Genomic DNA, 20,453 nt, shown 5'->3' on the forward strand with positions numbered 1-20,453 from the left:
GAACAGCAAATTTCTGGTTTTTTTCGCGAGAGGTCAGAGTTGCAGGATCAGGGTTTTCAGTGGCGGCTGTTGATCCATCGACGGAAAGTCGCTGCCGGGTGTCAGCACTTTCCAGTCACGCACCGGGCGTCCGGCTTTTTCTGCGCAGCGCAGCACTTGCTCACGCCAGTCGTCCATGCTGACTTTTGCCAGGTTGTTGCAGCAGATCAGCACGCCATCGTCGGCGGTGGTCAGCAGTGCCGGTTTGAGCAGGCTCTGATAGTCGCGCAACAGATCGACAGTGCCGAATGCACTCTTGGCCCAGGCCGGAGGATCGAGCAGAACCAGGTCGTATTGACGTTGTTCCAGGCGCGGATAACCGGGCAGTTTCTGCCCCCGGCGCTGGCTGATCGGCAGGCCGGCGAGTTGGCGGATGGCCGGGAAGTAATCGGACTGTACGAACTGCATGGTTGGCAGTTGCGGGTTGAGCAGACCATTCTCGCGGCCGACGGCCAGGTTGCCCTCGGCGAAATCCAGATTGCACACCTCACGGGCTCCACCGGCCGCAGCGCTGAGGCCGACGCCGCAGGTATAGGCGAACAGGTTCAGCACGCTTTTGCCGGCGCTGTGGTCCTTGACCCAGCCGCGGGCATTGCGCAGGTCGAGAAACAGTAGAGGGTCCTGCCCGGCGTGGCGCCCACGGACCCGGTAGTTCAGTCCCCATTCGTGGCCGACCATGTCGGCCAGCGCGGCTTCTTCGGCGCGGTAAACCGTGTCTTCGCGATCAATACGCGAGTTGCCCCGTGAGCGGTCGTTGTAGACCAGCAGGGTGTTCAGGTTGAGGCGCTGATTGATGGTCGCGTGCAACGCGAGCAAGTCATCGAGTTCCAGCGACTGGTGAAAGCTCTGGACCAGCAGCTGTGGGCCGTAACGGTCGACGGTCAGGCCGCCGGCACCTTCCTGGCTGCCATGGAACAGCCGATAGCAGTCGGTGCCTTGCGAGTGCAGCTCGGCGAGCAAGTCTTGGCGATGATCGAGGGCGGCGCACAGCGCCTGATTCAAGGAAGACATGCAAAGCGCCTTGCTGGGGAATTTGGCGCGGGAGTTTAACAGCTTGGTGCGGGACCGAGGTGCTGCCATCGCGAGCAAGCTCGCTCCCACATTGGATTTGTGTCGTTCATCAATCTACTGTGGGAGCGAGCCTGCTCACGATGCTTTGAAGTTTTTTTCAAGTCGGCAGGCCCATACGCCGTTTGGCCCGCTGCACTGAACCATTGCGCACCGCCCAGCGCAGCATCGTGGCACTGCGATTGACGCTGGCGCGAATCAGTTTGCGTTGCAGCGGATTCTGGCGGACACCGAGCATGTCACTGGCCCAGTCGGGCAACAGGTCAATACCCGCTTGCATCATCAGCCCACCGAAGGGCCTGGCCAGACGGCTGGGTGACGGTGCAGCGAGGAGCAACCGCAACACTTCGCGGCTGCGTTCATCGCAGAGCAGCTGTGGGCGAATTCGCTCAAGGTACTCGGCGACTTCCCGGCGTGAGTGCGGAACATCGCGAGCGCCCAGACGCTCGGCGACCAAGGCGATCTCGTCGTAGTAACGGTCCTGATCAGCGGGTGAAAGATTCGGGTTGCGGTAGCGCAAATGGGCGACGAGGAAGTTGCTGACTTCGGCCACATGGACCCAGGTCAGCAGGTCCGGATCGCTGGCGGCGTAAGGCCGGCCATCGGGCGCGGTGCCGACCACTTGCAGGTGAATGGTGCGGACTTTTTCGATCAGCCAGTCGGCGTCCTGACGCGAGCCGAAGGTGGTGCCGGAAATGAATTGCCCGGTGCGGCGCAATCGACCGAGCATGTCTTCACGGAAGTTCGAGTGATCCCAGACCCCGGCCAGTGCCAGCGGATGCAAGGCTTGCAGCATCAGGGCGCTGATACCGCCGATGAGCATGCTGCTGAAGTCGCCATGCACTTGCCAGCTCACCGAGTCGGGGCCGAAGAGCCCGGGGTCGCCCTTGGGGTTTTCCAGGTCGAGCTTGCCCAGCGAAAGGCCGGACAGGCTCATGATCTGGGTTTCGATACGGCTACGGATGAATTCCATGACAACTCGGTGGCAGCAGCATTAAAAGATGCGCGGCCAGTGGCCGCGCCTGGGTTATTCAGTCATTGGTTCAAACGCTTGTCGATCAGCCCGGCGACCACGCTGGGATCGGCCAGGGTCGATGTGTCGCCGAGGCTGTCGAGCTCATTGCAGGCGATTTTGCGCAGGATCCGTCGCATGATCTTGCCCGAACGGGTTTTCGGCAAGGCCGGTGCCCACTGGATCAGATCGGGCTTGGCGAAACTGCCGATTTCCTTGCTGACGTGGGCCAGCAGTTCTTTCTTCAACGCGTCGCTGGGTTCGATGCCGTTCATCGGCGTGACAAAGGCGTAGATGCCCTGGCCCTTCAGGTCGTGTGGGTAACCGACCACCGCCGCCTCGGCGATGCTGTCATGCAGTACCAGTGCGCTTTCGACTTCGGCAGTGCCGATGCGGTGTCCGGAGACGTTGATCACATCATCGATGCGTCCGGTGATCCAGTAATCGCCATCTTCATCGCGCCGCGCGCCGTCACCGGTGAAGTAGTAGCCGGGATAGGGTTTGAAATAGGTGTCGAGCATGCGTTGTGGGTCGCCGTAGACGCTGCGGATCTGCCCCGGCCAGCTTGATTTTATGGCGAGCACGCCACTGCCGGCGCCGCTGATTTCCTTGCCGTGCTCATCGAGCAATACCGGTTGCACGCCGAACATGGGTTGGGTCGCGCAGCCGGGCTTGATCCGTTGCGCGCTGACCAGCGGGCTGAGCATGATGCCGCCCGTTTCAGTCTGCCACCAGGTGTCGACGATCGGGCAGCGCTGCTCGCCGACCGCGTTGAAATACCAGTCCCAGGCTTCCGGGTTGATCGGTTCGCCGACGCTGCCCAGCAGCCGCAAACTGGCGCGCGAGCTGTCTTTCAAGGGCTCCAGGCCTTCGCGCATCAAGGCCCGCAGGGCGGTTGGCGCAGTGTAGAAAATGTTCACCCGATGTTTGTCGATGACCTGCCAGAAGCGCGAGCTGTTCGGGTAGCTCGGCACGCCTTCGAAGATCAGCGTGGTCGCGCCGTTGGCCAGCGGCCCGTAGACGATGTAGCTGTGGCCGGTGACCCAGCCGACATCGGCGGTGCACCAGAACACTTCGCCGTCGCGGTAATCGAACACGTACTTGAAGGTCATCGCTGCTTGCAGCAGATAGCCGCCAGTGGTGTGCAGCACGCCCTTGGGTTTACCGGTGCTGCCGGAGGTGTAAAGGATGAACAGCGGGTCTTCGGCGTCCATCGGTTCTGGCGGGCAGTCGTCGCTGACGTCGCGCAGTGCCTGGTGATACCAGAGGTCGCGGCCCTCGACCCAATTGACGTCGCCCTGAGTGTGTTCGACCACTACAACAGTGCTGACGGCCGGGCAACTGAGCAGGGCGTTGTCGACGTTCTGTTTGAGCGGTACATATTTACCGCCACGTACCCCTTCATCGGCGGTAATCACGGTGCGGCAGTCCGCGTCGAGGATCCGGTCACGCAGGGAGTCGGGGGAAAACCCGCCAAAGACCACCGAGTGCACGGCGCCGATGCGCGAGCAGGCAAGCATCGCGTAGGCGGCTTCAGGGATCATTGGCATGTAGATGCACACCCGGTCGCCTTTTTTTACGCCACGGCTTTTTAGCACGTTGGCCAGGCGGCAGACGGAGTGATGGAGTTTCTGGTAGGTGATGTGCAGCGATTCGGCCGGGTCGTCGCCTTCCCAGATGATTGCGGTCTGCTCGCCGCGTTGGGCGAGGTGGCGATCGATACAGTTATAGCTGACATTGAGCTGGCCGCCGGCAAACCACTGTGCCGTGCCGGTTTTGATATTTGATTGCTGGACGCTTTGCCAGGGTGTCGACCAGTCGAGAAAGCGCTTGGCCTGTTCGGCCCAGAAGATGTCGGGTTGCTCGATGGATTGGCGGTACAGGCGCAGGTAGTCGTCCTGACTCAATTGTGCAGCCCGGCGGACGGCATCGGCTTTGGGGAACATGCTGATATCGAACATGACGGTTCCTTATTCTTGTATTGCGACAAGTGATAAAGATGCGCCGAGTAGGGGGAGGGTTCAAGTCGTACAGGGGACCAATGTGGGAGCGAGCTTGCTCGCGATAGCGGTCTGACAGCCGACATTTTCCTCGAATATCAAACCGTCATCGCGAGCAAGCTCGCTCCCACAAGGTCTGTGCAGACCTGTGGGAGCAGTGATCAGATCACCCGCGGTGACGACCGCGGAAGTAGTTGATCAGGCCCTGGGTCGAAGCGTCTTCGGCCGGGGTTTCTTCGCTGCCGACCAGGCGGCTGTAGACACCTTTGCCCAGTTCTTTGCCCAGTTCCACGCCCCATTGGTCGAAGGCGTTGATGCCCCAGATCACGCTCTGCACGAACACCTTGTGTTCGTACATCGCAACCAGCGCGCCCAGACGACGCGGGCTGATGCGCTCGACCACCAGGGTGTTGCTCGGGCGGTTGCCCGGGATCACCTTGTGCGGCGCAAGCTTCTGCACCTGGTCTTCGGCTATGCCTTTTTCACGCAGCTCGGCTTCCGCCTCGGCGCGGGTCTTGCCGAGCATCAGCGCCTGGCTTTGCGACAGGCAGTTGGCGTACAGCCACTGGTGGTGGTCGGCAACCGGGTTGAAGCTGACGATCGGCACAATGAAGTCAGCCGGAATCAACTGGGTGCCCTGGTGCAGCAACTGGTGATAGGCGTGTTGACCGTTGCAACCGACGCCGCCCCAGATGACCGGACCGGTATCGGTGGAAACCGGTGTGCCGTCCTGACGTACGCTCTTGCCGTTGGATTCCATGTCCAGTTGCTGCAAGTGCTTGGTGATGTTGCGCAGGTAGTGGTCGTACGGCAGGATCGCGTGGCTTTGCGCGCCCCAGAAGTTGCCGTACCAGACACCCAGCAGCGCCAGCAGCACCGGCATGTTCTGTTCGAATGGCGCGCTCTGGAAGTGCTGGTCCATGGTGTAGGCACCGGACAGCAGCTCCTTGAAGTTCGACATGCCGATGGCCAGGGCAATCGGCAAACCGATGGCCGACCACAGCGAATAGCGCCCGCCAACCCAGTCCCACATCGGGAAGATGTTCTCTTCGCGAATACCGAAAGCCACGGCCGCTGCGTTGTTGCTCGAAACGGCGATGAAGTGGCGATACAGCTCGGCTTCGGAGCCACCCTGGGCCAGGTACCAGGCGCGCGCGGCCTGGGCGTTTTTCAGGGTCTCGAGGGTGTTGAAGGATTTCGAGGAAACGATGAACAGTGTGGTTTCTGCACGAATCTTCGCCGACAGCTCGTGGAATTCGCTGCCGTCGATGTTCGCCAGGTAATGGCAGCGCACGCCTTTCTGGGCGTAGGACAACAGCGCTTCGGACACCAGCTCAGGGCCGAGGAATGAACCACCGATGCCGATGTTCACCACGTCGGTGATCGGCTTCTCGGTGTAACCACGCCACAGGCCGTCGTGAATGCGCCCGACCAGCTCGGTGATCTGGTTCAGTACTTTGTGTACATCCGGCATGACGTTGACGCCATTGACCGACAGCTTGTCGCCCACTGGGCGGCGCAGGGCCGTATGCAGTGCCGGGCGGCCTTCGGAGGCGTTGACGATTTCACCGCTGAACAACGCCTTGATCGCGTCCTGCAAGCCGACTTCGTTCGCCAGGCCCACCAGCAGATTGCGGGTTTCGGTGGTGATCAGGTTTTTCGAGTAATCCAGAAACAGCCCGCAGCTGCTCAGGGTGAATTGGCTGAAACGCTGCGGGTCGGCATTGAACGCTTCGCGCATGCTGAAATCCTGCATGGCTTGGCGGTGATCATTCAGCGCCTGCCAGGCTGGCAGAGCGGTAACGTCTTGAGGAGTGCGGTAGTACGCCATCGCTGCGGGTTTCCTTTTACTTGGACTGCCTTTAGGACACTGAAAAGCCCGGAATGTCCTGTTCGATGACAGACACTCTCCGGTCGAACTGCGAGTAAACGATTAAATAGCGCAGGGCGATTACAGTAAACCTCGCGGTGTGATCTGTCTTGGCTTTGTCTGACCTGCGGCCGGTACTTTTTTGTACCGGCGCATCAGGTAGCCAGGCAGGCGGGTTTTCAGTGCTCAGAGTACGGGGGAGGGCTCAGGCGACCTGAACCGGGATGGCATTGCTGGTGTGGCTCAGCTCGTTGCCGGGCGCCATGTAGAGCATGCGCGGTTTGAAATTGAGCAGTTCGGCTTCGCTGTAGTGAGCGTAAGCGCAGATGATCACCCGATCACCGACCTTGGCCTTGTGTGCGGCGGCGCCGTTGACCGAGATCATGCGCGAGCCTTCTTCGCCACGGATCGCATAGGTGGTGAAGCGTTCGCCGTTGTCGACGTTGTAGATCTGAATCTGTTCGTACTCGCGGATTCCGGACAGGTCCAGCCATTCGCCGTCGATGGCGCAAGAGCCTTCGTAGTCGAGCACTGCGTGGGTAACTTCGGCGCGATGCAGCTTGGCCTTGAGCATGATGGCGTGCATGAGTGTTTCCTTGGGCTGATCCGAACCGCGGCAGTTTGCCCGAAGCCTTTGAGGCCGGCAATACGACGTGAGAAACCGACTGCAATCTACAAAACAACACCGTTCTACTGTGGGAGCGAGCTTGCTCGCGATGGCGGTCTGGCAGCCAACATCTTTGTTGAATGTTAAGCCGTCATCGTCGGATCGCCGCCCGGAGCAAGCTCGCTCCCACAGGGGGATTGCGGTGGTTATGCGGGGGCGTCGAGGTTCAGGTGCAGGTTGTCGATCAACCGGGTCGTGCCCAGGAATGCGGCGACCAGGATCACCAGGTCACGGTCATCCGCGGTCGCTGGACGCAGGGTCAGCGCATGGCGGATTTCCAGATAGTCAGGACGCAAGCCGGCGGCCATGAGCTGGGTGATCTGCCGCGCCAGAAGTGCCGGGTAATCGCGTTCACCCTGTTTGATGGCCTCGGCAATTTCGCTCAGCGTGCGATACACCACGGGCGCGACGGCCCGCTGTTCTTCGCTGAGGAAACCATTGCGCGAGGACAGCGCCAGGCCGTCGGCGGCCCGCACGGTCGGCTCGCCAATGATCTGGATCGGCATGTTCAGGTCATGCACCAGCGCACGAATCACTGCCAGTTGCTGGAAGTCTTTCTGGCCGAAGATCGCCAGGTCCGGCTGGACCATGTTGAACAGCTTGCTGACCACCGTCGCCACGCCTTCGAAATGCCCAGGGCGGCTGGCGCCACACAGGCCTTCAGAAAGCTGCGGAACGCTGACGCGGGTTTGGCCGGCCATGCCGTCCGGGTACATTTCCTCGACCGTTGGTGCGAACAGCAGGTGACAGCCGGCTTGCAGCAGTTTCTCCTGGTCGGCGGCCAGGGTCCGCGGATACTTGTCGAGGTCTTCGCCGGCACCAAATTGCAGTGGGTTGACGAAAATGCTCGCGACCACAAAATCCACCCGTTGGGTAGCCTTGGTGATCAGTGCAATATGGCCGCTGTGCAGATTGCCCATGGTCGGCACGAAACCGATACGTTTGCCTTCGTTGCGGGCGCGGGCTACGGCGGCACGCAGTTCGCGTACGGTTTTGACAGTGTTCATGCAGAGAATCCGTGTTCGGCGCCAGGGAAGGTCGCGGCTTTGACTTCGCTGACGTAAGCGCTCAGGGCGGCGTGAATGCTGTCTTTGCCGGCCATGAAGTTCTTCACGAACTTCGGTGCGCGGCCGGAGAGGGACAGGCCGAGCATGTCGTGCAGTACCAGCACCTGACCGTCGGTGGCATTGCCGGCGCCGATGCCGATCACTGGAATCTTCACCGCTTGAGTGATTTCGTGGGCCAACTCGCTCGGTACGCACTCGAGCACCAGCATTGCCGCGCCGGCCTGTTCCAGGGCAATCGCGTCGGCACGCATCTGCCGGGCCTGGTTTTCATTGCGGCCCTGAACTTTATAACCGCCGAGAATGTTCACCGACTGCGGCGTCAGCCCCATGTGTGCACACACTGGGATACCGCGTTCGGCCAGCAGACGAATCGACTCGGCCAGCCACAGCGCGCCTTCGACCTTGACCATGTGCGCACCCGCCTGCATCAGCAGGGCACTGTTGGTCATCGTTTGCTCGAGGGTCGCATTCGCCATGAACGGCAGGTCAGCGAGGATCAAGGCGTCGGTGTTGCCACGCTTGACCGCGGCGACGTGGTAAGCCATTTCGGCGGTGGTCACCGGCAGGGTGCTGTCGTGTCCTTGCAACACCATGCCAAGGGAGTCGCCCACCAACAGCACTTCAACGCCCGCCTCATTGCAGGCGTGGGCAAATGTGGCGTCGTAGCAGGTCAGCATGGTGATTTTTTCACCCTTTTGCTTGAGGCTCTGCAAGGTGGTCAAGGTGATAGCTGGCATGAAAAAAATCCTCATTCAGGCGCTTGGAAAACTACTGCGAGTAACGCGCGTGATTCTTCATTTACTCAGGCGCACGGTCTTGTGTCGTGCTTGAAAAGCCTGGATTGCGCCCTGTAGTGCCGGGTTGGCGGCAGCGGGACGCCTATAGTCGTGAGGAGAACTCGGGAAGTCAATTGGATGTGTTACCGCAATGTTACGCCGTTGGTGTTACCGACGTTACTGATGCGATTCAGCAGATTTTTGTCGGAGTGGCATGCTGCACAGTTTGTGTGCGACACAAACCAATGTGGGAGCGAGCTTGCTCGCGAATAGGCCATCACGTTCAACATCAATGTTGAAGGTCATACCGCTATCGCGAGCAAGCTCGCTCCCACAGGGGATTAGCATCAAGTCTGAGCCAAGCGTTCCAGCCCGACGAACGGACAAGCAGCGAGCAGTTCGTGCAGGTGACGGCCGTCCGCCAGTTGCAGGTCAGCTGGCACCAGTTCGGCCAGCGGGTAGAGCACAAAGGCTCGGGCCTGCATGTGGTAGTGAGGGACTTTGAGGCGGGGCTCGTCGATCAGTCGATCGCCGAATAGCAGGATGTCCAGGTCCAGCGTACGCGGACCCCAGCGTTCATGGCGCTCGCGACCCTGGTCGATTTCGATGGCTTGCAGCGCATCGAGCAGCTCAAGCGGCGCAAGCGTGCTGTCGATCGCGGCCACCGCGTTGGTATAACGCGGCTGGCCCGGCAGCAAGGAATCGCTTTGATAGAAGCTCGAAACCCCGACCAGCTCTGTCCGGGGTAACTGCGCAAGTGCTGCAACGGCGCTGCGCAGTTGTTCCGCCGGGGCAGCGAGGTTGCTGCCCATGCCAATGTAGATGCGTTCCATCGACTTACTCGCCTGACACACTCGGTGCACCAGCGGCACGTTTGCGCTTGGCGCCACCGCTGCGGCGACGCTTGCGTGGCGCACCGCTGGCACCGTCGTCCTTGCCGCTGAGGTCGCGGATCATGTCGCGGCGTTCGCTTTCATTGGCGTCCTGATAATCGGTCCACCACTCGCCCAGACCGTTGGTCTGTTCGCCGGCGCTTTCACGCAGCAGCAGAAAGTCGTAACCGGCACGGAAACGCGGATTGTCCAGCAGCATGTCGGCACGTTTACCGCTGCGACGTGGCAGGCGTTCCTGCATGTCCCAGATCTCGCGGATCGGCATGGTGAAGCGTTTCGGAATCGCGATCCGCTGGCACTGCTCACTGATCAGTTCGTGAGCCGCTTCCTGCATGGCCGGAATCGGCGGCATGCCACGGTCCTGCAAACGCAGTACGCGGGCCGGCAGGGCAGGCCAGAGCAGGGCAGCGAACAGGAACGCTGGCGTCACCGGCTTGTTCTGCTTGATCCGCAGGTCGGTGTTGATCAGCGCTTCGCTGATCAAGGTGTGGGTGTAGGTCGGGTTGTGTTCCAGTGCTTCGGCGCTGGCCGGGAACAGTGGATCGAACAATTGCAGGTCGACCAGCATTTCGAAGGTGTCCGCGGCATGACCCGAGAGGAACAGCTTCAACACTTCTTCGAACAGCCGTGCCGACGGGATCTCGCGCAGCATTGGCGCCAGGCCGCGGATGGGCGCTGCCGAGTGCTTCTCGATGCCGAAGTCCAGCTTGGCGGCGAAACGCACCGCGCGCAGCATCCGCACCGGGTCTTCCTGGTAGCGCTGAGTCGGGTCGCCGATCAGACGGATCAGGCGATTGCGGATGTCGTGTACGCCGTTGGCGTAGTCGAGGATGCGCTCGCTGACCGGATCGTAATACAGGGCGTTGATGGTGAAGTCGCGGCGTTGCGCGTCTTCTTCCAGGGTGCCGTAAACGTTGTCGCGCAGAATCCGCCCGCTTTCGTTACGCGAGGACTGGTTGCTGTCTTCCTCTTCGTCGTTTTGCGGGTGATTGGCGCGGAAGGTCGCGACTTCAATGATTTCGCGACCAAAATGGATGTGCACCAGTTTGAATCGGCGCCCGATGATCCGCGCATTGCGAAACTCGGCGCGAACCTGTTCCGGCGTGGCGCTGGTGGCGACGTCGAAATCCTTGGGTGTGATGTTGAGCAGCATGTCGCGCACACAGCCACCGACCAGGTAAGCCTGGTAGCCGGCGTTCTGCAGGCGTTCGACGATGTTCACTGCATAACGGCTGAACTGAGCCCGTTGCAGCGAGTGTTGGCCGCTGTTGAGCACTTCAGGCGTGCTGCGAATGTGTTGCGTACGACGCAAGGGAGAACGGAATGACTGGAACAGCTTCTTCAGCATGGGATGCACTGTTTGAAGGAATGTTCGGCCAAAACGAAGAATGACCGCATGATGGGCGGGGATTCTAGCATTTAGTCGGGGGATGGTGTAGGAAGCTGCGTAAGGTCTCTGTAGCAGCTGTAGCAGCTGTAGCAGCTGTCGAGCTTGCGAGGCTGCGTTCGGCGGCGAAGCCGTCGTAGAAACTGAGATTGCGGTCTGTCAGGCAGTGTGGGGTGTATGCATTTACGACGGCTTCGCCGCCGAACGCTGCCTCGCGTAGCTCGACAGCTGCTACAAACGCCAGAAACCACAAGGGGAGCCGAAGCTCCCCAAGAAGTAGTTGCGTGCTCTATTTTTATTATTGGTTTCGGGCTTCTTGTTTTTGTGTAGCGCCCTTGTCATGAAGTTTTCCTTCATGACTCTCCCAATCGGGAGTCAAGAGCAAACGGATTGCTTTGGTCGCTGTGTTGCAATGATCCAGTGATCCAACCAGTTCAGGCTCTGCCTTAGGGCAGTTTTTGTTGTTCTCGGCCTGGTTGCGGGGCAAGCCCCAAATACAACGCCTCTCCAAAAGAATCAGTTAGCTACGCCTCTCGCCGTCTTGTTTTTATTGTGCGTGAGTCGATTCGTCTTATTTTTATTGTCTTGTGCATTGCTTGTTATTGTTCTTGTACCAAACATATAGCAGGTGCCGTGCCAACTTTTGTGAGGCCCAGTAAAACAAGGGGTTAGGTGCCTGAGTCGCCTTTTTCAGGGCCAAAAAAAACCGGGGCTTCGTTACCGTAAGCCCCGGCTTCTGTTACGAGAAGCAAGCTTCGGTAACAGTTTTTTCACAATGTCATGTGTTACTCGCACATTCGACAGGTGACGTTCAGCTCTCGCTGGCTACACCGGTCTTGCGCCGCGGGATGCCCAGGCGCTGGCGGCGCTCCCACAGGCATTTGCGGCTGACCCCGAGTTTGCGAGCCAGCTCGGTTTCGGTCATGTGGTCCTGGTGTTCGAGGACGAAGTGCTGGAAGTAGTCTTCCAGTGACAGGTCTTCGGTGGGTTCGTGGCTGGTGTTACCGGCACTGCCCTGTTGCGGTGCCAGGCCGATGAACTCGTCATCTTCCAGGTCACCGAGCTCGATATCGATACCCAGCAATTCGGCAGAAATCTCCGGGCTCTCACAGAGGATGACGGCGCGCTCGACGGCGTTTTCCAGTTCGCGCACGTTACCCGGCCAGGAGTAATGACGAATCGCCTGTTCGGCGTCCTGAGCGAATTTCAGGTCAGTGCGATTCACCCGGGCACTTTGGCGGGCGAGGAACGCATTGGCGATTTCGTTGACGTCTGCGCCACGTTCGCGCAGGGCCGGCAGTTTCAGGGCGATCACGTGGAGACGGTAATACAGGTCTTCACGGAACTGGCCGATCTTGGCCAGGCTTTTCAGGTCACGGTGGGTCGCGGCGATCAGACGTACGTCGACCTTCTGCGATTGCACCGAGCCTACGCGGCGGATTTCGCCTTCCTGCAATACGCGCAACAAGCGCGCCTGGGCTTCAAGTGGCAGCTCGCCGATCTCATCGAGGAACAAGGTGCCGCCGTCAGCGGCTTCAACCAGCCCCGCGCGACCGGCGCTGGCGCCGGTAAACGCGCCTTTCTCGTGGCCGAACAGTTCGGACTCGATCAGGCTTTCCGGGATGGCTGCGCAGTTCACCGAAATCATCGGTGCCTTGGCGCGCTTGGACAGGTTGTGCAGGGCACGGGCCACCAGCTCTTTACCGGTGCCGGACTCGCCCTGAATCAGCACATTGGAATCGGTTGGGGCCACTTTACGGATTTTGCCGTACAGGTCCTGCATCGGTGGACAGGAGCCGATGATGCCGATTTCGCCATTGCTGTTATCGACAGCGGACTTCGCCGAGCCGTTGGCTGCCTTGCCGGCCGCAGGTTCACCCGCGGAGCTTTGCGCCGATTGCCGATCGCGCAGGATGCGCGCGACGGCCTGGAGCATTTCGTCGTGGTCGAAAGGCTTGGCGATGTAGTCCACCGCGCCCATCTTCATCGAGTCGACCGCCGAGCGCAGGCTGGCGTAGCTGGTCATGATCAGCACCGGCGTGCCCTGGCCCAGCTTGATCAGTTCGGTGCCCGGTGCGCCAGGCAGGCGCAGGTCACTGACAATCAGGTCGAACGTGGGAATGCTGAAGCGTTCTTGTGCTTCCTGCACTGAACCGGCTTCGCTGACCTGGTACTGGTTACGTTCCAGCAGGCGGCGCAAGGCGGAGCGGATAATTGTTTCGTCTTCGACGATCAAAATGTGCGGCATTGATTCGATACTCTCGACGGTCTCAGTTCACAGCGGACGTCGCTTCGACATGACGCGGTAAGGTCACCCGGATACGGGTGCCGCGTTGGCTTTGTGTGTCAGCCGGGCTGTCGATGGTGATTTGTCCATAATGCTCTTCAACGATGGAATAGACCAGTGCAAGGCCCAGACCGGTGCCTTCGCCAGGATCCTTGGTGGTGAAGAAGGGTTCGAACAATCGGTCCATGATGCTCGATGGGATACCGCTGCCCTCGTCTTCCACGATCAGATCGATCGTGTGTTCGTTGGCTTCACTTTTTACCCGTACCGCACTGCCGGCCGGCGACGCATCGCGGGCGTTGGACAGCAGGTTGATCAGCACCTGGGCGAGCCGCTGCGGGTCGCCATCGACCCAATGTTCGGGGTCGCACAGGTTAAAGAACTGCACTTCGAAGTTGCGGCGGTTCAGCGCCAGCAGACCAATGGCGTCCTGAGCCACTTCGGCCAGGCAGACCGGTTCGTCATTGTGCTGGTGACTTCCGGCGTGGGCAAAGCTCATCAGCGACTGGACGATGCGTGACACGCGCTTGGTCTGTTCGAGGATTTGCCCGCTGATTTCGGTCAGTTCGCTGTCTTCTTCGCGCTCTTCGCGCAGGTTTTGCGCAAGACAGGCAATGCCGGTGATCGGGTTGCCGATTTCATGGGCCACGCCGGCCGCCAGCCGACCGATGCTCGCCAGGCGCTCCGAGTGCACCAGTTTGTCTTCGAGCATCTGGGTTTCAGTCAGGTCTTCGACCAGCAATACCAAACCGCTGTTACCGGGCGCCAGCGGTTCGTCGATCGCGGCTTTGTGCAGGTTCAGCCAGCGCGTCTGGCCGTCCAGGGCCAGGTGCTGCTTGTGCAAATGCTCGTCCGGCAGGTTGATGAAGCCTTGCAGCAGCTCTTTCCACGGATCGCCCAGAGTGCCCAGTCGTGAGCCGACCACGCGCTGTGCGGCGATTCCGGTCAGCTCTTCCATGGCTTTGTTCCACATGAGGATTTCCTGATCCTTGGCCAGCGAACAAACGCCCATTGGCAATTCTTGCAAGGTCTGGCGGTGATAACGGCGCAGGGCATCGAGTTCGGCGGCAAGGCCGGTGAGTCGCGAGTGATAGTCCTCGAGACGGCTTTCGATGAAGTGAATGTCTTCGGTGACGTAGTTTTCGCCGCCGGCCTTGTACGGCAGGAAGGTTTCGACCATGTCTTGCGCGACGCTCGGGCCCATCAGGCCGGAGAGGTTGGCTTCGATTCGGTCACGCAGGCGGCGCAAGGCGTATGGGCGACGCTCATCGAATGGCAGATAGAGGTCACGCAGGGCCTGTTCGACTTCTTTTTGCGCAGCTTTGGCGCCCAGTGGTTTGGCCAGTTGGGTGGCGAATTCCTGGGGGGACGCGGCGTGCAGTTCGCGGCGTTGCGGGCGACGTACATTGTCTACGGCGCAGGCTTCGGCGGCACTGGCTTCTTCGGTGCTGGCGTTGGTGAACAACGAGATCAGCGTGAACATCAGCACGTTGGCCGCCAGGGACGCAATTGCCGCCATATGCCAACTGGTGTCGTCGAGCACGTAGATCATGTTCAGCAGCGGAATATAGAAGCCCTGCAGATTGCCTACCAGCGGCAACAGCATGGTCACCAGCCAGACCAGAATCCCCGCGAGCAAACCGGCGATGAAGCCGCGACGGTTGGCGGTCGGCCAATACAGAACGGACAACACGCCGGGAAGGAACTGCAAGGTCGCGACGAAGGCGACAATGCCCAGGTTGGCCAGGTCCTGCTCGGCGCCCAGCAGCAGGTAGAAACCATAGCCGGCCATGATGATCGCGACGATCAAGGCGCGGCGGGTCCATTTCAGCCAGCGGTAGATGTTGCCTTCGGCAGGTGGCTGATAGAGCGGCAGCACCAGGTGGTTCAGGGCCATGCCGGACAGCGCCAGCGTGGTGACGATGATCAATCCGCTGGCGGCCGACAAACCGCCGACATAGGCCAACAGTGCCAGGGCCTTGCTGTTGGCGGCGATGCCGACGCCGAGGGTGAAGTATTCCGGGTTGGTGGTGGCACCCAGTTTCAGGCCTGCCCAGAGAATCAGCGGCACGGCCAGGCTCATCAGCAGCAGGAACAGCGGCAAGCCCCAGCTCGCACTCACCAGCGAGCGCGGGTTGAGGTTTTCAGTGAAGGTCATGTGGTACATGTGCGGCATCACGATTGCCGAGGCGAAGAACACCAGCAGCAGCGTGCGCCATGGACCTTCTTGCAGTGGCGTGTGCAGGGCGGCGAGGGCGGTCTGGTTTTGCAGTAACCAGACTTCCAGCTGTTGTGGGCCATCGAACACGCCGTACAAAGCGTAGAGGCCGACGCCACCAATGGCGATCAACTTGATCACTGACTCAAAGGCAATCGCGAACACCAGGCCTTCGTGTTTCTCGCGGGTCGCGATATGCCGCGAGCCGAAGAAAATCGTGAACAGGGTGATCAGTGCGCAGAAGCTCAGGGCGACCCGATGCTGCACCGGCTCACGGGTGAGGATGCCGATCGAGTCGGCCACCGCCTGAATCTGCAGCGCCAGCAACGGCAGTACGCCGATCAGCATGAAAATCGTGGTCAGTGCGCCGGCCCAGGTGCTGCGAAAACGGAACGCGAACAGGTCGGCCAGAGAAGAAAGCTGATACGTACGCGTGATCTTCAGGATTGGGTACAGCAGCACGGGTGCCAGCAGGAACGCCCCGGAGACTCCGAGGTAGCTGGACAAAAAGCCGTAACCGTATTGATAGGCCAGGCCGACCGTGCCGTAGAACGCCCAGGCGCTGGCATAGACACCCAATGACAACGTGTAGGTCAGCGGGTGGCGAATGATCGCTCGCGGGATCATTCCGCGTTCGCTGATCCAGGCAACACCGAACAGCACTGCCAGGTAGGCGGCGCTGATCAGGATCATCTGGGTCAGGCTAAAGCTCATCGGCATCTTTTTGGCTCTGCAGGATGAAGGTCACGACGATCAGAATCAGCCACAGCAGATACGGGCGATACCAGGCGCCAGTGGCGTCGATCCACCAGTCCATGATGGCTGGGGAGAACAGATAGATCCCCACTACCAGAAGCAGGACCAAGCGATAGATGTACATCCCGGCCTCTCTTTATTGTGTGCGTGCCCGAAAACGTGCGGCGATGGTAACGGATGGGCGCCAACCTGCAAGCTTAGTCAGCGTAATTGCGCTTCGGGCAGTGTCAGTGTGCGCGGGATCAGTGTCGCATCCCAGTGTCCGATACCCCAGTTCAGTACTTCTCCGGGGCTGGCGTCGTCGAGTTCGCAGCCGGGGTTTTGTCCCAGTGCGCGCAGGGCACGCAGCAACAACGGCGTTGCCTGGTCTTCGGTCAACGGCGGTGAGCGGTAGGACTTGCCGAGCTTGTGGCCGTTCGGTTGGGTAATCAGTGGCAGGTGCAGATAGCGCGGTTGCGGCAGGCCGAGCAGTTCTTGCAGGTACAACTGGCGCGGGGTGGAATCGAGCAGGTCGGCACCGCGGACAATATCGGTAATGCCTTGCCAGGCGTCGTCGAGCACTACCGCCAGTTGATAAGCGTAGAGCCCGTCGCGGCGGCGAATCACGAAGTCGCCGACCTCACGGCCCAGATGTTGGCGGTACTCGCCCTGCACGCGGTCGGTGAAGTGATATTCCAACTCCGGGACGCGCAAGCGGATCGCCGCGTTTTCGCTGGCGTGACCGGCGTTGCGGCACAGGCCTGGATATATCCCGTGATAGGGCGCCAGTTGTTTGCGCGAGCAGGTACAGGCGTAGGCCAGGCCGTGGTTGAACAGTTGATTCAACACCTGCGCATAGGCGTCGTGACGGTCGCTCTGGCGGACCATTTCGCCGTCCCATTCGAAACCGTAGCTTTCCAGTGCCTTGAGGATCGCCGCCTGGGCGCCAGGTTCCTCCCGAGGCGGGTCGAGGTCTTCCATGCGCAACAGCCAGCGGCCGCCGACCGAACGGGCGTCAAGGTACGAGGCCAATGCCGCGACCAGCGAACCGAAGTGCAGGTGCCCGCTGGGGGTGGGAGCGAAGCGTCCGATGTAGGCGGGGGATTTAATGGCAGTCATGAGGACAATGTTACTTGGTCTGGGCTTGCGTCAGCCACCTTGTGGGAGCGAGCCTGCTCGCGATAGCAATAGATCAGTCAGTATTAATGTTGAATGTAATGCCGCCATCGCGAGCAGGTCGAATCGTCGCACCGTCGCTCCCACAGAAACAAAAACGGAGCGTTCGCACGCTCCGTTTTTTGTTCAGGTCGATGCCGTTCAAATCGACGCTTACTTGCCGACTTGCTTTTCCTTGATTTCTGCAAGGGTCTTGCAGTCGACGCACATGTCGGCGGTAGGGCGGGCTTCCAGGCGTTTGACGCCGATCTCGACACCGCAGGACTCGCACCAGCCGTATTCTTCGTCTTCGATCAGTTGCAGGGTCTTGTCGATTTTCTTGATCAGCTTGCGCTCGCGGTCGCGGGCACGCAGTTCGAGGCTGAATTCTTCTTCCTGACTGGCACGGTCGGCCGGGTCGGGGAAGTTGGCCGCTTCGTCTTTCATGTGATCAACAGTACGGTCGACTTCCTGCATCAAGTCCTGTTTCCACTTGTTCAGGATCTTGGTGAAGTGCGCGCGCATGGGCTGGCCCATGTACTCCTCGCCCTTCACTTCTTTGTAGGGTTCGAAGCCGCTGATCGACTGGTTCTGCTGTTGCTTTGCTTGGGTGGGCATGAAATGGACCGCCTCTACTCTTGTAATCCATTGCGCAGGATTGCTCCATCACCGACACCTGCCGGCCCTGCGGCTGCAAGCGGGCGAACTTACCAGATCAAATCGGAGCGCGCTACTCCCGGATGTCGAGGCTGCGCCCCGCAAGGCTTGCAAAAGTTTGCAAAGCCTTGTCTGGTGGGTCTGGAGACCTGATCAGATATTGATTTTAGTCAATCCTGAGCCTTATGTATCAGCTCTTTTACGGGTGAACTTCCGGTTATGACCGCTTTAGGTTCTCGCTCGTTCCTGCGCTTGGGTAGAATCAATTCTTTTCCCCGTTGAAGGAAGGCTAATGGCTCAGCCCTACAGTGCGCGCAGCCGCGCTATCGAACCTTTCCATGTCATGGCATTGCTGGCGCGCGCCAATGAGTTGCAGGCGGCCGGACACGACGTGATTCACCTGGAAATCGGCGAACCGGACTTCACCACTGCCGAGCCGATCATCAAGGCCGGTCAGGCTGCGCTGACGGCGGGGAAAACCCGTTACACCGCCGCTCGCGGCATTCCAGAGCTGCGTGAAGCCATTTCGGGCTTCTATCAGCAACGTTACGGGTTGAACATCGACCCGCAACGCATCCTGATCACGCCGGGCGGTTCTGGCGCGTTACTGTTGGCCAGCGCCTTGCTGGTCGATCCGGGTAAACACTGGCTGCTGGCCGACCCGGGTTACCCGTGCAACCGGCATTTCCTGCGGTTGGTGGAAGGCGCGGCGCAGCTGGTGCCGGTCGGCCCGGACGTGCGTTATCAGCTGACACCGGAACTGGTCGAGCGCTACTGGGACCACGACAGCGTCGGTGCATTGGTCGCTTCACCGGCCAACCCGACCGGGACCATCCTGACCCGCGATGAACTGGCCGGGTTGTCAGCAGCCATCAAACAGCGTCACGGCCATCTGGTGGTGGATGAGATCTATCACGGTCTGACTTACGGCACCGACGCCGCCAGTGTGCTGGAAGTCGATGACAGCGCTTTTGTGCTGAACAGTTTCTCCAAGTATTTCGGCATGACCGGCTGGCGCCTTGGTTGGCTGGTCGCCCCGGAGGCTGCGGTCGGCGAGTTGGAAAAACTCGCGCAGAACCTTTACATCAGCGCGCCGAGCATGGCTCAGCACGCAGCGCTGGCCTGCTTCGAGCCGGATACCCTGAGCATTCTCGAAGAGCGCCGGGCCGAGTTCGGGCGCAGGCGTGACTTCCTGCTGCCAGCTCTGCGTGAACTGGGGTTTGGAATCGCCGTAGAGCCAGAAGGCGCCTTCTATCTGTATGCGGACATCAGTGCCTTTGGCGGTGATGCGTTTACTTTCTGCCGGCACTTCCTGGAAACCGAACACGTAGCCTTCACCCCAGGCCTGGATTTTGGCCGGTATCAGGCGGGTCATCACGTGCGGTTCGCCTATACCCAAAGCCTGCCGCGCTTGCAGGAAGCGGTGGTGCGGATTGCCCGTGGCTTGCGGAGCTGGCAAGGCTGATGCAGTTCAATCCTCCTCTCGAAGAAGGTCGGCTGATTCGTCGTTACAAGCGTTTTCTCGCCGATATCGAAACCGTTGGCGGCGAGTTGCTGACCATTCACTGTCCCAACACCGGGTCGATGTTCAATTGCATGGTCGAAGGCGGGCAGGTCTGGTTCAGTCGCTCCAATGACCCGAAACGCAAGCTGCCCGGTACCTGGGAAATCAGCGAAACTCCGCAAGGGCGGTTGGCCTGCGTGAATACTGCGCGGGCCAATACCTTGATTGAAGAGGCGCTACGCGACGGTTTGATCACCGAGCTCAATGGCTTTACCGGGCTCAAGCGTGAAGTGCCGTATGGCCAGGAAAACAGCCGCATCGATTTTCGTCTCGACTACCCGAGCGGCCCGGCCTTCGTCGAGGTCAAAAGCGTCACGCTGGGTTTCGACGGATCGGCAGTCGCGGCGTTTCCGGACGCGGTGACTCTGCGCGGCGCCAAGCATTTGCGCGAGCTGGCGTGCCTGGCGCGGGACGGTATCCGTGCGGTGCAGTTGTACTGCGTCAATCTGACGGGGATCGACGCGGTGCGCCCGGCCGAGGAGATCGATCCGGGTTACGCAGCCGCGTTGCGTGAGGCGAAAGCGGCCGGGGTTGAGGTGTTGGCGTATGGCGTGAGCCTGACCGCGCACGAGGTGCGCGTCGACCGTCGGCTGGAGGTGTTGCTCGGCGCTTAAGGGTTTATCCAGATTCCCTGGCTGTCTTCATGGCATGCCAGGGCGCTGAGAGATTGCCCGGCGCAGGGGCCGGCTACGCATTCACCGCTTTCAATCAGAAACAACGCGCCATGGGTGGCGCACTGGATCAGGCTGGCACTGGGGTCGAGAAACTGGTCGGGGTGCCATTCCAGGCCGACGCCGCGATGCGGGCAGCGATTTTCGTACACGTAGACCTGACCTTCACGGCGCACGGCAAACAGCTTTTGACCGTCGATCTCGAAACCACGGCTGCTGGCATCGATCAGCTCGGCGCTGGTGCAAAGAAACTTCATGACTATCCTCAAGTGCCGAAGGCTCTGGCCTCTGGCGGTTATGCAGCGCGCGTTCACTGGTTAGCAAATGTGTCTGTGCTTGACGTGCAAATGCTAACAATTATCAAATAGGCGCTTCGCCCGTGCTGAA

17 protein-coding genes are annotated in these 20,453 nt (G+C 60.3%); 2 read left to right on the forward strand and 15 right to left on the reverse strand.

Annotated elements, in window-relative coordinates; all coding sequences use genetic code 11:
* Positions 1-33: 33 nt before the first annotated feature.
* The 14 genes from BK659_RS02885 to dksA all read right to left on the reverse strand — a co-directional run bounded on the left by BK659_RS02885 (position 34) and on the right by dksA (position 17,792).
* Complete coding sequence (locus BK659_RS02885; protein ID WP_123423628.1) at positions 34-1,050, reverse strand: class I SAM-dependent rRNA methyltransferase; 1,017 nt, start codon at positions 1,048-1,050, stop codon at positions 34-36.
* A gap of 157 nt (positions 1,051-1,207) precedes the next feature.
* On the reverse strand, positions 1,208-2,080 hold the full coding sequence (locus BK659_RS02890) for an oxygenase MpaB family protein (protein WP_123423629.1): 873 nt from the start codon (positions 2,078-2,080) through the stop codon (positions 1,208-1,210).
* A 62-nt stretch (positions 2,081-2,142) separates the two neighbouring features.
* A complete protein-coding gene (gene acs / locus BK659_RS02895; RefSeq protein WP_123423630.1) occupies positions 2,143-4,080 on the reverse strand; it encodes an acetate--CoA ligase in 1,938 nt (645 codons plus the stop codon).
* Between the two features lie 205 nt (positions 4,081-4,285).
* On the reverse strand, positions 4,286-5,950 hold the full coding sequence (gene pgi / locus BK659_RS02905) for a glucose-6-phosphate isomerase (protein ID WP_123423631.1): 1,665 nt from the start codon (positions 5,948-5,950) through the stop codon (positions 4,286-4,288).
* Between the two features lie 244 nt (positions 5,951-6,194).
* A complete protein-coding gene (panD, locus tag BK659_RS02910; protein ID WP_003228271.1) occupies positions 6,195-6,575 on the reverse strand; it encodes an aspartate 1-decarboxylase in 381 nt (126 codons plus the stop codon).
* A gap of 227 nt (positions 6,576-6,802) precedes the next feature.
* Positions 6,803-7,663 (reverse strand): pantoate--beta-alanine ligase, encoded by an 861-nt coding sequence (gene panC, locus BK659_RS02915; RefSeq protein WP_123423632.1) that lies wholly within the window; start codon positions 7,661-7,663, stop codon positions 6,803-6,805.
* On the reverse strand, positions 7,660-8,460 hold the full coding sequence (gene panB / locus BK659_RS02920) for a 3-methyl-2-oxobutanoate hydroxymethyltransferase (RefSeq protein ID WP_123423633.1): 801 nt from the start codon (positions 8,458-8,460) through the stop codon (positions 7,660-7,662). The genes panC and panB overlap by 4 nt, the downstream gene beginning before the upstream one ends.
* Positions 8,461-8,846: 386 nt before the next feature.
* Positions 8,847-9,332 carry a 2-amino-4-hydroxy-6-hydroxymethyldihydropteridine diphosphokinase gene (gene folK, locus BK659_RS02930; protein WP_123423634.1) on the reverse strand — a complete coding sequence of 162 codons (486 nt, stop codon included), beginning with the start codon at positions 9,330-9,332 and terminating at the stop codon, positions 8,847-8,849.
* A gap of 4 nt (positions 9,333-9,336) precedes the next feature.
* Positions 9,337-10,740, reverse strand: coding sequence for a polynucleotide adenylyltransferase PcnB (locus tag BK659_RS02935; protein ID WP_123423635.1), 1,404 nt, complete (start codon positions 10,738-10,740; stop codon positions 9,337-9,339).
* 850 nt (positions 10,741-11,590) lie between these two features.
* Entirely contained in the window at positions 11,591-13,027 is a 1,437-nt protein-coding gene (locus tag BK659_RS02940; RefSeq protein WP_123423636.1) for a sigma-54-dependent transcriptional regulator, read from the reverse strand.
* Positions 13,028-13,049: 22 nt separating this feature from the next.
* Positions 13,050-16,004, reverse strand: coding sequence for a sensor histidine kinase (locus BK659_RS02945; protein ID WP_185015277.1), 2,955 nt, complete (start codon positions 16,002-16,004; stop codon positions 13,050-13,052).
* Positions 15,988-16,164 carry a hypothetical protein gene (locus BK659_RS02950; RefSeq protein WP_003176118.1) on the reverse strand — a complete coding sequence of 59 codons (177 nt, stop codon included), beginning with the start codon at positions 16,162-16,164 and terminating at the stop codon, positions 15,988-15,990. Before BK659_RS02950 ends, BK659_RS02945 begins: the two co-directional genes overlap by 17 nt.
* 77 nt (positions 16,165-16,241) lie before the next feature.
* A complete protein-coding gene (gluQRS, locus tag BK659_RS02955) occupies positions 16,242-17,138 on the reverse strand; it encodes a tRNA glutamyl-Q(34) synthetase GluQRS (RefSeq protein ID WP_123423638.1) in 897 nt (298 codons plus the stop codon).
* Between the two features lie 210 nt (positions 17,139-17,348).
* Entirely contained in the window at positions 17,349-17,792 is a 444-nt protein-coding gene (dksA, locus tag BK659_RS02965) for an RNA polymerase-binding protein DksA (protein WP_123423639.1), read from the reverse strand.
* 331 nt (positions 17,793-18,123) lie between these two features.
* On the opposite strand from dksA, the gene BK659_RS02970 reads away from it, so the two are divergent.
* Together BK659_RS02970 and sfsA are read left to right on the forward strand one after the other, a co-directional pair.
* On the forward strand, positions 18,124-19,296 hold the full coding sequence (locus BK659_RS02970) for a pyridoxal phosphate-dependent aminotransferase (protein WP_123423640.1): 1,173 nt from the start codon (positions 18,124-18,126) through the stop codon (positions 19,294-19,296).
* Positions 19,296-20,009 carry a DNA/RNA nuclease SfsA gene (gene sfsA, locus BK659_RS02975; protein ID WP_123423641.1) on the forward strand — a complete coding sequence of 238 codons (714 nt, stop codon included), beginning with the start codon at positions 19,296-19,298 and terminating at the stop codon, positions 20,007-20,009. The genes BK659_RS02970 and sfsA overlap by 1 nt, the downstream gene beginning before the upstream one ends.
* On the opposite strand, the gene BK659_RS02980 is transcribed toward sfsA, so the two are convergent.
* Positions 20,006-20,323 (reverse strand): Rieske (2Fe-2S) protein, encoded by a 318-nt coding sequence (locus BK659_RS02980; protein WP_123423642.1) that lies wholly within the window; start codon positions 20,321-20,323, stop codon positions 20,006-20,008. The two genes, sfsA and BK659_RS02980, sit on opposite strands and share 4 nt — an antisense overlap.
* Positions 20,324-20,453: the final 130 nt, after the last annotated feature.

Source organism: Pseudomonas brassicacearum, assembly GCF_003732225.1.
In the GTDB taxonomy this organism is placed as follows: domain Bacteria; phylum Pseudomonadota; class Gammaproteobacteria; order Pseudomonadales; family Pseudomonadaceae; genus Aquipseudomonas; species Aquipseudomonas brassicacearum_E.